At 56.8% G+C, this 15,451-nt stretch carries 11 protein-coding genes and 1 pseudogene; 8 read left to right on the top strand and 4 right to left on the bottom strand.

Annotated elements, in window-relative coordinates; genetic code table 11:
• The first annotated feature begins 28 nt into the window (after positions 1 to 28).
• From AB8A38_RS25355 to AB8A38_RS25345, 3 genes are all read left to right on the top strand, one after another.
• A complete protein-coding gene (locus AB8A38_RS25355; RefSeq protein ID WP_439087845.1) occupies positions 29 to 268 on the top strand; it encodes a hypothetical protein in 240 nt (79 codons plus the stop codon).
• Between the two features lie 703 nt (positions 269 to 971).
• Complete coding sequence (locus AB8A38_RS25350; protein ID WP_068738758.1) at positions 972 to 1,433, top strand: low affinity iron permease family protein; 462 nt, start codon at positions 972 to 974, stop codon at positions 1,431 to 1,433.
• A 761-nt stretch (positions 1,434 to 2,194) separates the two neighbouring features.
• Positions 2,195 to 3,058 (top strand): hypothetical protein, encoded by an 864-nt coding sequence (locus AB8A38_RS25345; protein ID WP_439087844.1) that lies wholly within the window; start codon positions 2,195 to 2,197, stop codon positions 3,056 to 3,058.
• Positions 3,059 to 3,712: 654 nt separating this feature from the next.
• Here the strand turns inward: AB8A38_RS25345 and AB8A38_RS25340 are convergent.
• Positions 3,713 to 4,729 carry an AI-2E family transporter gene (locus AB8A38_RS25340; protein WP_439087843.1) on the bottom strand — a complete coding sequence of 339 codons (1,017 nt, stop codon included), beginning with the start codon at positions 4,727 to 4,729 and terminating at the stop codon, positions 3,713 to 3,715.
• 1,280 nt (positions 4,730 to 6,009) lie between these two features.
• A pseudogene (locus tag AB8A38_RS25335) lies at positions 6,010 to 6,231 on the bottom strand (septal ring lytic transglycosylase RlpA family protein); the annotation flags it as partial.
• Between the two features lie 1,745 nt (positions 6,232 to 7,976).
• Here AB8A38_RS25335 and AB8A38_RS25330 point away from each other — a divergent pair.
• The 5 genes from AB8A38_RS25330 (at position 7,977) to AB8A38_RS25310 (ending at position 10,725) form a co-directional block, all read left to right on the top strand.
• Complete coding sequence (locus AB8A38_RS25330; protein WP_231079542.1) at positions 7,977 to 8,234, top strand: hypothetical protein; 258 nt, start codon at positions 7,977 to 7,979, stop codon at positions 8,232 to 8,234.
• A 525-nt stretch (positions 8,235 to 8,759) separates the two neighbouring features.
• Positions 8,760 to 9,410: an outer membrane protein gene (locus AB8A38_RS25325; RefSeq protein WP_231079541.1), complete on the top strand. Its 651-nt coding sequence runs from the start codon at positions 8,760 to 8,762 to the stop codon at positions 9,408 to 9,410.
• A 383-nt stretch (positions 9,411 to 9,793) separates the two neighbouring features.
• A complete protein-coding gene (locus tag AB8A38_RS25320; protein WP_439087842.1) occupies positions 9,794 to 10,033 on the top strand; it encodes a hypothetical protein in 240 nt (79 codons plus the stop codon).
• A 48-nt stretch (positions 10,034 to 10,081) separates the two neighbouring features.
• On the top strand, positions 10,082 to 10,306 hold the full coding sequence (locus AB8A38_RS25315; RefSeq protein ID WP_231079539.1) for a hypothetical protein: 225 nt from the start codon (positions 10,082 to 10,084) through the stop codon (positions 10,304 to 10,306).
• A gap of 134 nt (positions 10,307 to 10,440) precedes the next feature.
• Positions 10,441 to 10,725: a hypothetical protein gene (locus tag AB8A38_RS25310; protein ID WP_231079538.1), complete on the top strand. Its 285-nt coding sequence runs from the start codon at positions 10,441 to 10,443 to the stop codon at positions 10,723 to 10,725.
• Between the two features lie 357 nt (positions 10,726 to 11,082).
• On the opposite strand, the gene AB8A38_RS25305 is transcribed toward AB8A38_RS25310, so the two are convergent.
• Complete coding sequence (locus AB8A38_RS25305) at positions 11,083 to 11,421, bottom strand: integration host factor subunit beta (RefSeq protein WP_093760814.1); 339 nt, start codon at positions 11,419 to 11,421, stop codon at positions 11,083 to 11,085.
• 353 nt (positions 11,422 to 11,774) lie between these two features.
• A complete protein-coding gene (locus tag AB8A38_RS25300; protein WP_439087841.1) occupies positions 11,775 to 14,957 on the bottom strand; it encodes a GAF domain-containing protein in 3,183 nt (1,060 codons plus the stop codon).
• Positions 14,958 to 15,451: the final 494 nt, after the last annotated feature.

Raw genomic sequence — 15,451 nt, 5'->3', positions numbered from 1 at the left:
CGTCTCGGTTGAACAAGGGAGCTTGAAGATGAAGTTATCAACTTACGCATTTGCCGCTGCCGTCGTGGCGACCATAATTACCCCGACCTTTGCAAGTGCGCAGGACGTCCGCGTTCGCATCGGCGAGGAACACGGAATGTCCCGCGACTATGACCGCGGCTACCGCGGCCCTCGCGCGGAATATCGCCGCGATCATGGATGGCACCGCGGCTGGCGCAATCGCGACCGGGTGGTAGTGATTAAGCAGCGCCGTCATCGTTGGGATTGATCCTAGGAAGTGGCCCGCATGGGCCACCTCCTCCCTTTCTGACAAGGTTATCCGCATGACTTTTCTAAAGACATTCGATCGACGTGCAGCTGGCTTAATCATCTTCGCTGGTTTCATCACGTTAGCATTTGCGACCCAGGGCTCCGCGGTGCCTAATGCCCCCGCAGGAGCTTCTGACGCGCTAATCGCATCAGGCAGAGCGCCTATGGACCAAGACGCCGCACGGGTTTCGCTAACTGCTGCCGATAGCGTGTGCGAAAAGCAAAACTGGCCATACTACTCCGAAGAATGCCTGCGCGGCGAAGGCGGCGGATCCGCTCCGCGTCAAGTTCACCTACAACCGGCTGCTGTCGAGCCGGCGAAGCCGACACCTATCCTCGCCTCTACAAACACCGCCGAGCGCAAGCCAACTGAGTTCCGCCAAGTCACCGAAACGCCCCGCCGGCGTAAGATGCGCCAGACGCCGCACTATGCAAGCCGGCGCATTTCAAGGCCACAAGTGATGCAACCTGAGGATTCCGAGCAACTACCCTTGACCTGGTGAGCTTACTACAGCGTTTGCGCATAATGATTTTTGGGCTATTGAGCGTCACGTCATCCATGGGTGCCAAGAAATGTGGCGCCTGGCGTGACCAAGCGCTCGACCAATAAATTACCATCGCCTTGAATTTGCACGGCATGTTGTGGAAGGTCGCACCGGCAAATGGATTCAATAGTGTCAAACAACGAACGTCGCAGCGGATTTTCCCGCTTTTTTGGAGACCTTGCTAACAAGACTTCTCAACTCGCGGGTCGAGCCACGACGTTCATCGTCGCAGCCGCCGTCGTGATCATCTGGGCCGTGACCGGTCCTCTGTTCGGTTACTCGGACACGTGGCAGCTTGTCATCAACACTGGGACGACGATTGTGACGTTCTTGATGGTCTTTCTCATCCAGAACTCTCAGAACCGAGACAGCGCCGCCATTCAGGTGAAGCTAGACGAACTCATCCGAACGAGTGCCGCTCATAACTCATTCGTCGGCATCGAGCATCTGACCGACGAGGAATTAGAGGATATCCGGACCAAGTGCGAGGCACGTGCTGCTGCCGAGAAGGTCGGTGAAAGGACTGTGCAACGCATGGGCGAGAAAGCTCGCGAAGCTGCGGACGCCGCTGGGTCCTGATGGACGGATGATGCGGGTTCCGTCCTGGCTTCGCACCCCCCTCATCGTAACTTTCGTCGTCGCCATGTCCATACGCCGGCTCAGGACTAGACGACGCTCGGCATCCTGCCGAACTGGGTCCGGCGGTGAAGATCGACGGCCTCGGGACATTCCTGACCAAGACGGTCGCCTGATCATGGACGTCGTCGGACCACCGAATGTTCGACGACCGCCGGCCGCAGCTGCACCTGTCAGTCTTACTGCTCAACCGTGCGAGAACATTGAGTCGGTTTAGCTCCCGCTTGCCAATCAATCCGACTCTCATGGACGACAGCCTCCAGCGTCCCGAAAAGAGCCGGAAACTGATGAGCTCTGCTGACATTCTAGCTTTGCTGCTAGCAGGCCTATTCGCCGTTTGCACGCGAGTTCGTTTTTAGCGCCCGAAGGCCATCCCGACGGGCGCCTTCGGCCACAATCATCTTTTCCCGGTTGGGGAATACGTTCGAGACAAGCGAGCGATGAGGATGCGCCGCAGCCCCTGGCGGCAGGTAGAGCCACCGTCGCTTGAGGCCGCGAGCCTCAACGCGTCGGGAACAATAAGCAATATTCGAGAGTTTAAAAAGGCAGGGCAAAAAAGTCGATTCATGCAGCAGACGGGCGAGCGAGGACTGCAGGCTCTGACGGTAACAAAACGAGGAGAAGAACGATGAATGGTTTGATTTATCTGGTGGGATTAATCGTCGTCATCTTGGCCGTGTTGTCCTTCTTCGGGCTGCGCTGAGATGATTAAATCGATTGAACCTGCCGCAGCTTCCATTGAAGTCCCGTCAAGGTATTTGAGCTGGACGCCCGTAATCCTCGGTGCCCTCATAGCGACCGCGCTTTCGTCAACTCTGCTGGCCTTTGGCGTAACGATCGGACTTGGCGTTTCATCCACGGCTCCGACTTGGCGGGACGCCTCCGCTGCGCTTTGGATATTGTCGGGACTTTATCTCATTCTCCAAGCCGCGCTGAGTTTCGGAGTGGGAGGCTATATTGCCGGGCGGACAAATGTCGGTCTCGCTGCTTTGGATACCCACGAAATTGAACAGCGCGATGGTCTACATGGACTCGCTGCGTGGGCGCTTGCCGTTGTTCTTGGCGTAGCGCTTGCGGCCTTCATTGGAAGCGCGACACTAACGCGGCCGAACAGTAACGGATCGTCGGCACGCACCAGCGCTGCGGAGCCTTTGCTAAGCTACGAGATCGACCGCCTGTTCAGGCCCTTGCGTCGCGCCGCAAACGTAGACCTTCTGCAGGAACGTGCGGAGGCGGGAAGAATTCTCTTGACCTCGTCGAGCCACTCGGGAATGAGCAGCGAGGATCGATCTTATCTTGCTCAACTCGTTGCCGCGAACACCGGTCTCGCCGGGGCAGAGGCGGAAAAACGGGTCGATGCCGCGATTGCAACCTCTCAAGCGTCGATAGCCAAATCTCGACGGAGTTCAGTGATCCTGGCCTTCTCCGTCGCGGCGGCCATATTGCTGGGCGCTGTGATCGCGGTGGCCGCCGCCAGCGTCGGCGGCAGCCACCGCGACGGCGCAGCGATGCCGCATTGGATGGGTGCTCGCGGATCTGGAGCTGCCTATCGACGTGAGGTCGCGTGAGTTAGGTGGAACGTAGTAGATCGAATTGAATGCGCCGATCTTCTCGCTAACCTTGGCTGCCGCAAGTCTTGTACTGAACAGCGGCCAAGGCGGACGACGGGGGCTTTAGATTTCGCTTGGAGATATTAGGCCAAGCCGTTCGATGGCGCGTATGACGCCTGTGGGCGAAGCCTGAAGCAAGCCGTCTACGCGAGGCACATGCGGGCTGGAGGTCACTCACAGCAAGGCACTCAACCTCACAATGGCCGTGCGCCAAGACCGGCCGTTTCGCCGGTCGGGTGTTGTAAGACGACGAGTTGCCTTTCGTTGCCGCGCGGATTCGCCACTGCTGACGGGCGCGATCTGGTGAACCCTCTAGTCGAGTAATTCCTGCTTAGACGCGGCAAGACCCATTACTTCGTTGCCTGCGCGCGAGCTTCGCGGCGCTGAAGGTTTACATCAATGCCGGGGATCGGCTTGAGAAATTAATAAATTCCGCGCAGAACGCCTTGACTGACAGCTGATTTCTGCCGTGTGGGCCCCTCCCGCGGGCCACGATCTTTGGACCATTACTTATGTTGTGACGGCAAAGGCACCTCATTGGTTTATTAGTTGCTAGCGTAGTTCATATGGAAATCTTTCCTTTTGCGGAGCTCTTCAAGAAGGAGCACAAAGTTACTGCGGCACTGGCCGGAAGATCCACTCGCGCCACACGGTCAGTAGTGCTGCCATAATGACAGGCCCTAGGAATAAGCCGAACAGGCCAAACGCAGCAATACCTCCGAAGATACCAACAAATGCTAGAAGAAAGGGAAGTCGCGCCGAACCACCGACCAGGGTCGGCCATACGAAGTGATCGCCAGCAAGCATAACAATCGCCCCCCATAGAAACACCCCGGCGGCCGCTAACCCACTGCCTTCGCCGGAGACCAGAACTAATGCCGCCGCGGTGAAAGCCAACCAGGCTCCGAACGGTAACATCGCGAATGCTATCGTTATTATAGTAAACATCACGGGGGTCGGTACACCGGCGACTAAGAAGCCGACACCAATAAGCAGTCCTTCGCCCACAGCGACGAGAATTGTACCGTTGACCGTGCCGCGCGTCGCTTCGACCATTTTCTCGACGAGTCCCTCTCCTGGATTGCCGATAAGGCGGTCGCACGTCTCGAGGAAACGGCTCGTGACGGCGCGACCATTACGGAGGAGGAAAAACAAGGTCAGGAGAGAGAACAGCAACAGAAAAAGACGATGAAGCAGCTGTGAGCCGAATGTTTTAAACAACTCCGACGCATTATCCGCGTTAACAGTTTGAAGCCATGCCGCTGCAGCTTTTGGATCCGAAAGGTTGGCGCGCCACCAAGTTTGCAGAGTTTCCGCAACGAGCGGTAGACGCGCGACCCAATCCGGCACCTCAACACCGCTCTCGCTGGCTTGCTTTAGCCACCTCACAAGAACGTCGCCTTGCTGCGCGATTTGGTAGATGGCAAGTGAAAGTGGAGTGAACAGCACCAAAGCCACGATTGCGGTGAAGATGAACGCTGCCAGACTTGAAGGACCTGACGAAAAGCGCCCCGCAAACTTAAGGTACAGCGGCCACAGGGCAACTGCGAGAATGGTGGCCCATATCAGGGCCGGCAGAAAAGCGGAGGCGGTCCATGCCCCGAGGCCGAAAAGGGCCAGGGCAAGCACGACCCGGGAGTTCCTACGCGCGTCAGCTCCTAAAGGTAGGGGCTTTCGCTCTGCTTTGGGTGACGCTTGTTCGATGTGCACCATCCGTCGCTTGCGCAACGCTTCCGTTCCGGCCTTTTCTACCATCCATCACGCCCCGTTTGTCGGGGAAGAACAAAAAAGACTGTCGTTAAGTTCCAATCGGGAAAATGTTGCAATGCCATGAACGAGCACCGCATTTCGATTGTGAGGGTCGGGCGTTCGAATCGCTCCGAAAACTAAAGTCTAGGTGAACGATCCCTGCGGCTACTTATACCAATTTCGTGGAAGTCCTGCATTTGCAGGCCTACGCATTGAAATACCAAGCAGGTGAGCTTTGCACACGGTGGCCGTTCGCGTCCGTCTCAACTCTCTGGAAATATCGCCAGGAGATCTGCTAGCCAGATCTCGTAACTTTGCAAGATCATCATCGGTCCACACCCGATATTCGTGCGGCATTTCCATCCTCCATATCGACGCTACCTTCTCGGCAATAAAAGATTATGCGCCGCAACATCGCGGTTCAATCATGTTTTCGGTCTTGCTTGCTAAGGGCCAGACTCACGTCTGCCAAAGGTGGAGAGCGTATCGAACTGCGCAAAAGACCACTTTCGAGATTGTGGATCGATTAGTAGCGCTGTGCCGAGTGCGTCGATGGCTCTGACGGCGCCCCAACGAGAAGCGATCGCAACGGCTGCACGCTTGAGAGCGATATCTCGAAGGTGCGAAGAGTTTGCGAAATTCGGCGGGTATCGATCAGTGTCCGATCAGCTAAATGCTCTGGCGGTCAAATACCAAGAACGAGCGCGGAGGGTCGAGGAACGCGCCGGAGTACACTTAAATGGAGGCATTCCTGACGACAGGCCGTCGTTCAGTTTGCGGAGAAGGCGCCGCTGTTGTCCTGAATGACTGCCGACTGACCTGCGATCGGCCACCGTCTGTCCAACAACTCGCGCACCTCTTCCCGGACCACTTCCGTACCGGAGTAGTAACCAAGGCAGAGGCCCGCATATCCGCCGATCAGAAAACAAGCGAAGCAAGCCATTAATGTTATCCACATCGCAGGGCCTCCATGCTTCACGGACCTTAGCTCTTCGCCGCATGTACACGAGCTTCGACGTCGAAACGGTATTCTCCCCGCCCGCCACCGGCGACGTCAATGATAACTGGATTCTGTCTCAAGTCGCTTAGTTTCTCGCCGGCTGAGAATCGCACCGTAAACAAGACCGGGTCATCCCGGTCGCCCTCTCGGGCCTCGTGGGTTACTGAACGGTTACGCGCGCGATCCCGCCCATGCCGATTGCGTTGGCTGCTGCTCGAGACAGGTCGATGCAGCCCCTTGATGAACGGGCCGCGATCCGTGATGCGGACCCGCACCGATCTGCCGTTGTTCTTGTTCGTGACCGTGACGTGGCTACCGAAGCGCCGGCTCTTGTGCGCGGCCATCGGGCGTAGGTGTTGAACCGTTCGCCCGAAGCCGTCCTACGGCCGTGGTAGCCATCCCCAACGCCGTACTGGCTCGCGATGCACGTTTCTTCCTTGGTCAACTTGACGCCAATCGAGACAACGCCTTCGAGAAACTTCTGGGCAAACGCCGGTGAATTAAAATGCGCACAGCAAAACGCACGCGGAGAACAGGCGGATCATTGAGGTTCCTTGGGTTGTGATGCTAGAGGTCGATGGTCGGCGTGACCCAGAAGCCACGCTTAGGCTAGGCCCGGCGCTCATGGATTCGGTTGAGCGTCGGGCCATCTCGCTGCCGGGCTTGGTTGGAACTAAATCTGTTTTTGCCAATTTTTCCCGCGGTCGGCAGTTTCTGTGTGTCTGCCTTCCGGGCTCGGCGGCGTACCCTTGCACCCAACTCGACCGCCGCCGGGCCTCTCTAAATTTCCATCACCGGGCTCGGGATCATTCCGCACCGAGTTCAGTGAGGCGGCCCGGCGGTCGATCCCATCCGCCGTCGGGCCGATCTTCCCCGAGGAACGAATTAGGTTTGCGTTGATTTTTTACGAAGCCGGCAGCTTTCCTCAGCGGCTGTTGGTTAGGCTCGGCGCCTGAGTCCAAACGGGCGCTGGGCCGCCTCTTTAAGCGTGCGCGCTCGGACCAATTCGGCTCTCCAAAAACCTGTCAAGGCGAACGTGATGCCCTTCCCAATAGCAGCGCACGATCTCGGGGCCATCTCCTCGATGATGAAGGATTTGTTCTTCGAGGACGGCGCTTCCTTTGTGGCGGTGATGGCGCACAAGGCCTGATGTTAGATTGGCGCTCCGGTTCGACCCCGCGTTTGCCTTTTCCACGAAGAGACCCGACCGGGGCCCTAAACATCTGGACTTACAGCGCGCCGATTCCCTAAGCTATCTTATCCCAACTGGTTTGGAATCCGATGGAACAACATCCTTCGAGGATGGGGCTAGGCATTGCGTTAGGGGTGTGCCTTGGAGCTGTCCTCGGCATTGCCATCAGGAACGTGACCGCTGGCATCATTATTGGCATCGCCGTAGGGGCCGTGATCGCTGGTTACGCAGATCATCGATCCCGGTAGCAAGCGCACGCCCGGCTGCTCCCCATCTCTCCAAGGAACATGGCGCGCTGGTTGTCGTTTTCCCCTTATGTCCGACGAAGACGAGCCCGTCACCGAGATCGCCGCTCCGCCCGTTTTGGTCCCCGAAACCAATCGATTGTGGCGGTTAACGCCTCTGCATGAGAAGAGCAGACAGATTGCCATCGTCCCCGCCGAGACCGAGGATGTGGCTCGCGCCATTGCGACGAGAGCAGATCCCATGGGCGGGATTGGCGTGATCGCCTCTCGTTCGCAGCGGATAGCATCGAGACGACCGAGCGGCACGTCATCGGCGACGTAATATTTCGATCGATCCCGCAGCAGCCTCCTCCAAAGCCGAAACGAACCAAGAAGGCCTAACCATGCCCAGGAGAAAGGCTGAGAATGAACTAGAAATGTGGGCCGCAGATCTACTGATGGAAGCGCACGCGATCACTCCATGCCCCGACCACGGCTATATGCGCTTGCGACACAGCCATCACGCTGTGGACTACGCTCTGTCACTGGCAGTACACCGAACATTCTCGGGCAAAAACAAAAAGGAGCGGATCGCGGCGGTCGAGAGCGTGCTCGATGGGCTGAGTGATGAGTGTCCCGCATGCTGACACCCACCTTGCCAGATCTCATCGACTTTCCAGATGTCGTACTGCGCTCGGGTAAGCGCAAAGCATGACAAAGAAACCAGCGGCTTCCCTGCATGACAAACCACTCAACATGCCCGCCGAGGATGACCTCGAGGCGCTGCTGGCCCTCGATGTGGGCGTGATGTCGATACACGATTCCCCGCTCCTTGGTACTCTGACGTTAGTCACCCGAGATGGGCACTACGATTTTCTGATCAACGAACAGATCGCCAACGAACTGATCCAAGAAGCACGAGCTCTTCTCCGAGGCGATAGCCCGTCTCTGGTCGAACGTAACGAATAGTCAGATTGCCATTAGTCAGTCGAGCTTGTCGCCCACATTCCGAAGAAACGGACTTCGAGTGCACCCAGGTGCGGATCGCCGACACTCGCAATAACAATACATGATCGCTGCAGCGCGAAAATCGAGGACGATAGACAGAAGAACGAGAGTACGGGTTAGAAAAATGCTGCGCAACGACATTACTAGCATCGCCCATTGAATGCGAAACCCGCCTCGCTCCCGGTGCAGCAGGCGGACAGCTTCAATACCGAAGTCTGGATATCGGAGGTGTCCCGCCTCGATCCGTGCCCATGATCAGGCCTGTCACGCCGGCATGCTGCCATCAAGGCTTGCTGATCAGCTGGATGCTAAACGTCACTCTTCCTACGCATGGAACCAGACGGTAGCGGGTGCCGCACGCTTTAATTTGTTCCCGCCTGCAGCTGACAACTTCGGCGCGATCGTCCCCGTGTGTGCCTTTTGAGAGACGGTAGTGGGGCGGATTAGTTCATACGATCTCGCTACAGATTCAAAATGGAGCGACACATGAAAAAGTACTTACTCGCAACGGCCGCGCTACTTTTCGCTGCAACATCGGCCTCGGCTGCCGACATGGCGGCACGTCCCTACACCAAGGCGCCCGCAATGGCGCCCGCGATAATCTACAATTGGACCGGCTTCTATATCGGCGGTCACGTCGGCGGCGCCTTCCGCGGCAATTCGAACAACGTTCTCGGCGGCGGTGACGACGGTCGCTTCATGGGCGGCGGTCAGATCGGTTGGGACACACAGTTCGCGCCTAACTGGGTGTTTGGTCTGGAAGCGAACTACAGCTTCATTGACACCAGCAGCAGCTTTGCAAACCGCGGTCTCGGTTCGGTTACCGGCCGTCTCGGTTACACATGGGGCCCGTCCCTTCTTTACGTAAAGGGCGGTTACGCCTGGGCCGACTCGCGCTTTACCAACGGCTTCACCGGCAATGGTGGACGGGATGGCTACACAGTTGGCGGCGGTCTCGAATATCTGTTCAGCCAGAATTGGTCGGGCAAGGTCGAATATCAGTACTACGATTTCGGGACGACCAGTTTCGTCACTCCGACGTTTGCTATCGGCGGCTTCCGAAACGACGAGCACACGATCAAAGCGGGCCTGAACTACCGCTTCAATCTGGGCAACTTCGGCACCGGCACCTTCTAAAGACTGCTGACGTCAGTGAGAGGCCGGCAAATGAATGCCGGCCTTTTCTATTTGCCAGACTATTGGCGAGACAATCAGAAACAATTGCGGCCGCCGCGGACGTCTCCGGGGCGGGCACATTTCTTCACTCAAGGTGAGCGTTGTCAGTGAATATACCCTAAGCCGGCGCACCTCGTTGATCGCCCTATCCAGACCTGCCCCTGGTTCTGACACCTCATCTCGGAGTCGCCGAGCGCATCGAGCACGATGATTGCACGTTTGATGACCACCTTAAGGGCGACGTGAAACATGGCGACAGAGTGATCATTCATTGCTGAACCTTCGCGACCGGGAACGATCCGCCACAGCGGCTTTTTTTCTGGAAAACTCGCCGGAGCCAATCGATGAAAGTGATACTTTCTAAAAAGGAGCTACAGCGCGAAGTCCTCGCGGAGATGAGAAAACGCCCAGGTTGCGAGACGCTGGAGGCAGTCGACGTCCAATACAGTGACCTTCGAGCCGATACGAATTGGACTCTATATGCCTTCACAGAAGGTCGAATTGATCCAGGTGCTTTGCATGGCGCGCTGGAAATGACGGTAAACAAACTGTGCCATCAATATGAATTGCGCGCCCCGGAGTGATCCCTTACAGGATGTCAGACTCCCACCACGTCCTGAAGTCTGACCTCCATGCTTAAAAAGAAAGCGACCGCCAACGAGTTGATCTGGCTCTTTCACGAGGAGCTGGCAGGCTCCAACTTTCCCAATGCCGGGATTGCGATTATTCCAATCGGTAACGGCAATTGGTCCGCGCTGACGAATGCCACCGAACGCCGGCACTATCCCGATCTGACAAAGGCTGTGGTGCGAATAGAGAAGCAACTCCGCGCTCGCTACCTCCTGAAAGAAATTTGATCTGCCTTCACGGGCGGGAACTAAGCCGGCAATTGCCTGTTCTATGGTCCCATCGACCAAGGCTGCATCTTGAAACGACCAACCAGTTTGACCTTCCTACGCTGCCAAATGCCCAAGCCGCCGAGCGCTCTCGAATGAGCGACGACCAAAGCCTCATTAAAGCCCGTTACTGCAGATCGATCCTGAAGGTCGCCGCGATCAGCACCGAGCAGGAAGCCCGCATTCTGCTGAACGGCCTAGCCACCGAGCAGGTTACCACGAACACCTCTCCCGCGATGGCCGAAGCTGAACGAGCAGCTTTGACTGCGATCCGCGATCTGGCTGGATATCAGCACGGCCGAAGCGTCCCCCAAAGCTCCAGCGAGTGGATGCGTGCCGCGCGAGCAATCCAATTGTGGCTGAACGTTCACGATCAATAGGCATCGTGCGCTCGTAATGCGGAGAAATGGACGTGTCCGATAGCAAACAGCAAAAGACATCTCGTGAGCTGTGGCTTCTGTATCGGAACGGCCTATTTTCGAAGCCCGTCTCAAAACTTCATTAAAGGCACGCGCCGCTCAGGCATCCGGCAACAGACCGTTATCCTACGGTACGCAGTACGCAGGTGCGTACCAGGTGCTGCATACCTCGCTGCCCATAAAGTAGCGGATGTCGTTGAGGTTTCCGCCTATTCGTTTGTGAGACAGGAAAGAATCTGCGCGTGAGGAAAGCGCCGGTCCTTGGCGATCGCGCCTAAAATGTTTTCAGACTTCCCCCTACGATTAGACAAAGCTGGTTTAACTCCCCGAAAAACCAGCGGCCGGTCTTGAGGCAGCGCTCATTTCCGGCGCGGCATTTTCGCGATTCAGGCGATCGCGCATTTCCTTTCCGGCCTTGAAGAACGGAAGGCTCTTTTGGTGCACGGTAACATGTTTTCCAGTACGTGGGTTGCGGCCTGCACGAGCGGGGCGATGCCTTACAGAGAATGCGCCGAAACCGCGAAGCTCAGCCCGATCACCGCGTGCCAGCGCAGCGACGATCTCATCGAGAATCGCGTTCACGATGTTCTCAAGGTCCCGCTGGTAGAGGCGCGGGTTTTGCTTAGCGATGCGTTGAACAAGTTCGGATTTGACCATCGTGACGTCGGAAATTTAGCGGGAGGCCGCATTTCCTCGATCTGACTTGCGCTGTCAAGACGCAATAAATCGGGGCATCGTCGAAAAACCTGACGCGGCGAGACCTATTGATCTGCACTCACCAATCTTGCAGCGGGACCAAATCATCCACTTCTGCTTACATAATCCAAGTGCGTATATCCCAATCGATTTGCTGTCTGTTCCTGATATTGAGGCCTCCGTGCACCTTCGATCTGGCTGATGGGCATTAGCCGAGGAGCGTCAATTGATCGCGCTGATCGAGGGAATACGTCGGCAGCCAGAGCTCCTGTATCTGTTGTTTTCATTCAGCTTAAGGCGCCGCAGCTTTGTTCTTAGAGGTCGTCAAGCAACGCCCTGACCTTTTCTGCAAGATCGTTGATTGTATAAGGCTTTGAGATCAGATGCGTACCCGCGTCCAGAACGCCATTATGGACTATGGCGTTTCGCGTATAGCCCGTGGTGAACAAAATCTTGGCGTCGGGCAACAGCGGTTGGAGGACTTTTGCGAGCTCACTGCCTGTCATTTCGGGCATCACAACGTCCGTGAAAACCAAATCAGGCCGTGAGCCGTTCTCAATGAGGTGAATAGCTTCTCGCGCGCTTGCAGCTTGTATGACCGAATAGCCAAGTTCTCGAAGCGTCTCGACAGAAATCGCTCGCACGCGTTCTTCGTCCTCAACCACCAGGACCAGCTCTTGATGCTGCCCCACGTCTGCGCGCACCGCCCCAGTCGGAGCATCGGTCGTAACCTCGCCGTAGAAACGCGGCAGGTAGATTTTCACGGTCGTACCAACATCAAGCTCCGAATAAATCTTTACATGACCGCCCGACTGACGCACGAAGCCGTATACTTGACTAAGGCCAAGGCCCGTGCCTTTTCCGACCTCTTTGGTCGTGTAAAACGGATCAAAAACTTTGTTCAGCACATCGCCGCTGATACCGGCGCCGGTGTCGGTCACTGCGATGAGAACGAACTGACCCGGTTCAATTGAGTACTGTCGGGCATACGCCGAATCCACGGACGCGTTCATCGTTTCGATCGTCAGTTTCCCTCCTTGAGGCATGGCATCACGTGCATTGACTGCGAGGTTGAGTATCGCGCTCTCAAGTTGAGCCGGATCGGCTTGGACATTCCACACACCCGCTGCGAGCACCGTCTCGACTCCGATTATCTCACCCAGCGACCGATCGAGGAGCTCGCTCATACCCGCAATCATACGATTCACGGCGATAACTTCCGGCGCTAAGGGCTGCTGACGGGAAAAGGCCAGTAGACGCTGAGTTAAAGTGGCCGCCCGGTTCGCGCCGTCCAGGGCTCCATCGATGAAGCGGGTGATGTCAAAGTCACCCTTTGCCAGCTTCCGGCGGGCTAAATTCAAGCCGCCAATGATCACGGCGAGCATGTTGTTAAAGTCGTGAGCTATCCCTCCAGTCAATTGGCCAACCGCCTCCATCTTTTGGGCCTGCCGCAGCTGCTCCTCCGCCTTCGAACGCTCGGCAATCTCTGCAGCCACGCGCTGCTCCAGACTGATATTGAGTGCCTGCAGTTCCGCTTCGGCCCGTTTTCGCTCGGCGAGCTCCCTTTCGGCAGCTGCAAACAGTCTCGCATTGTCGATGGCTGTCGCCGCATGCCCCGCAATCCCCAAAAGCGCCGTTTCATGTTCTTCCTGGAACTTGCCGGTTTCTTTATGGCCAAAGAACAGTCCCCCCAAAACGTCGCCGGTGCGCGAGATGACCGGTACCGCAAGATACGAGCGCACTGGAAGGTGGCCTTCGGGCATTCCCTTGCGGGGAACGTTCTTGCCATATCGCGGGTCGGCGAGGATGTCTTCCGATCGGACCACCGCCGTGCCAAGGAACGTCGGCTCAAACACGGCTGTATTTCGCGGCATCGGAAAATTCGCGAAAGCCGATCTGGGCACGCCGGAGAGCGCGTAGAGCATGTAGCTCCCGCCCTCAGGCGAGAGAACATTGTAAAAGAACGCCCCAAATTCCGCGCCGCAGAGCTCAAGGCCAGCATCCGTAACGGTCTGGACGATGGTCTCCAGATTACGCTCCCTGGCGACGGTTGCCCCCGTGTCATTCAAGATTCTGAGATGCCGATCGGTTTTCTTACGCGTCGTGATGTCAATGACAGTGCCAACAAAGCGCACTGCGTTGTGATTGACGAATATTGCGTCCCCCGTCGCAGCGAGCCAACGTTCGATTCCGTCCTCGATCCCAATCGTCCGATACTCGATGCGATACGTCTCGGGGGAGGAAGGGTCCAACGCTTTGGTCACCGCGCGATGAACACGATCGCGATCGTCAGGATGGAGCCCCGCAAGAAACGATTCTTCATATGAAATCTCGGCTTGGGAGGACAGGCCAAACAGGGCTTTACATCTCGCGTCCCAGCGAAGGACGTTATGTATCGGGTCAAAGTCCCACGTTCCGATACCGGCTGCGTTGTTAGCAAGGCCGAGGCGTTCTGCGGCTTCGCGCGCCACCTCTTCAGAACGGACCCGCTCAATGTGAGCCCACGACCTTTCGGTAACTTCCCCGAGAAGGGCCAGCTCGCCAGCGGCCCAGCGATGAGCGGTCTGATGATGTATTGCCATCAATGCCGTTAAGCAGCCTTCTTTGACGAAGGGCATGCAGATGGTGGATCCGATCCCAATATCCTGGAAGGTTTGGGCTTCTTCCGGATCCAATTCTTGAGCATTGTCATTAATGATCAACGGCCGGCCATTACCGAGCTCTTGAACGGCCTTTTTGCCGAAGTCAGCAAGGCTGTAGTGACCCAAGATGTGTTTCGCGCCAGGTGCTGCCCAATCCCCGCGAATAGTGAAGCCGTCCTGATCTTCATCCATGTCAGCATAGGCGCAGTTAGACACGTTGAGGTGCTGGCCTAGCATCCGGGTCGTGATTGATAGAATTTCGTCGGCCCTCCTGCACTTCGCGGTCTCTTTGCCGAGTTCATCCAGAAAGGCAAGACGGGCTTCACTCGCCCGTATAGTTGCCTCTGCTCTACGACGTTCTACCGCAGTCCGGGTCCGGTCAGCGACCTCCCGTACGAGGTCAAGTTCGGCGTCTGACCATTCTCTAGCTTCAGCATTGTTGAGATAGAGCAACGCCACTACGCCGTTTGGCTCAAGGATAGGCATGTTCACCAAGGCGCGCGCTGAAATAAGCTCGAGGGCCCTCGCTTGATCTCCTACTCGACCATCTTCCTGAGCGTCAGCAAACACGACGGTCATGCCGCGCTTCAGATCCTCAATGTAGCTGCCGTAGTCGCGGAAATGCAGAACGCCAGCAAGGCTTTTTATGCCCGGCGCATTCCAGTCACGGCTTATCGTGATCGTTTCAGCGGAAGGGTCGATTGTTCCATATCCGGCGCGGCTGACACCGAAAGCCCGCCCTAAGGTTTCCGCAGCGGCGTATGCAAGGTCATCAGGGTCTGATATCTGGCGTATATGATCGCCTAATGTGGAAAGCACCTCGTTACGCAGCTCCGAAGCCATCATTCCCGTCATACCAAGTCCTCAGCTGTCGGCAGCTGTACAAGGTCGCCACAACTCGAAGTGCTTCGAACGGGACTGAGAAAAAGGCTCACGTGACCCCATAAATTCAATAAAATTCGGAATTTGGTCAATTCGTTGCCGGCCGTCAGGTTCCAATTTTCCGTTTGGCCAGGTTAGCTGACCGCCGCGATTGCGAATTATTCAGCTGATAGGCTTTGCGACCGTCAGAGAGTAGAGGAGTCCGTTCACCCCGGACAAGGAATGCGTTCGTACCGCCTGGAGCATCGGATGGCATTGCTGTCGAAGAAGGAAAGCCAGTGATGAAACGCCCGTCGGCGCGAGAAGCCCGCCGCATCTGGCGGGCTCGCGATCAGTCGTCTCGACCGCAATCGGCTAATCGCCCCTTACTCGGGCGCGCCCTGGCGGAAGCCAAAAAAAATTGCGCCCCCCCTTGAAACTTTCCGCCGGTTTTTTTTATTTTAGTGCTGCTGGACGCCAGAGGTTGG

Origin of the sequence: Tardiphaga sp. 839_C3_N1_4, from assembly GCF_051811045.1 — a bacterium.
Classification (GTDB): domain Bacteria; phylum Pseudomonadota; class Alphaproteobacteria; order Rhizobiales; family Xanthobacteraceae; genus Tardiphaga.
Note: the sequence above shows the minus strand (reverse complement) of the source record. Positions and strands in the feature narration are given on the sequence as shown.

Bases quoted from the DNA above. Each gene is read 5' to 3' on its own strand.
- AB8A38_RS25355 (WP_439087845.1), top strand. From the start codon at position 29: ATGAAGTTATCAACTTACGCATTTGCCGCTGCCGTCGTGGCGACCATA.
- AB8A38_RS25350 (WP_068738758.1), top strand. From the start codon at position 972: ATGGATTCAATAGTGTCAAACAACGAACGTCGCAGCGGATTTTCCCGC.
- AB8A38_RS25345 (WP_439087844.1), top strand. From the start codon at position 2,195: ATGATTAAATCGATTGAACCTGCCGCAGCTTCCATTGAAGTCCCGTCA.
- AB8A38_RS25330 (WP_231079542.1), top strand. From the start codon at position 7,977: ATGACAAAGAAACCAGCGGCTTCCCTGCATGACAAACCACTCAACATG.
- AB8A38_RS25325 (WP_231079541.1), top strand. From the start codon at position 8,760: ATGAAAAAGTACTTACTCGCAACGGCCGCGCTACTTTTCGCTGCAACA.
- AB8A38_RS25320 (WP_439087842.1), top strand. From the start codon at position 9,794: ATGAAAGTGATACTTTCTAAAAAGGAGCTACAGCGCGAAGTCCTCGCG.
- AB8A38_RS25315 (WP_231079539.1), top strand. From the start codon at position 10,082: ATGCTTAAAAAGAAAGCGACCGCCAACGAGTTGATCTGGCTCTTTCAC.
- AB8A38_RS25310 (WP_231079538.1), top strand. From the start codon at position 10,441: ATGAGCGACGACCAAAGCCTCATTAAAGCCCGTTACTGCAGATCGATC.
- AB8A38_RS25305 (WP_093760814.1), bottom strand. From the start codon at position 11,421: ATGGTCAAATCCGAACTTGTTCAACGCATCGCTAAGCAAAACCCGCGC.
- AB8A38_RS25300 (WP_439087841.1), bottom strand. From the start codon at position 14,957: ATGACGGGAATGATGGCTTCGGAGCTGCGTAACGAGGTGCTTTCCACA.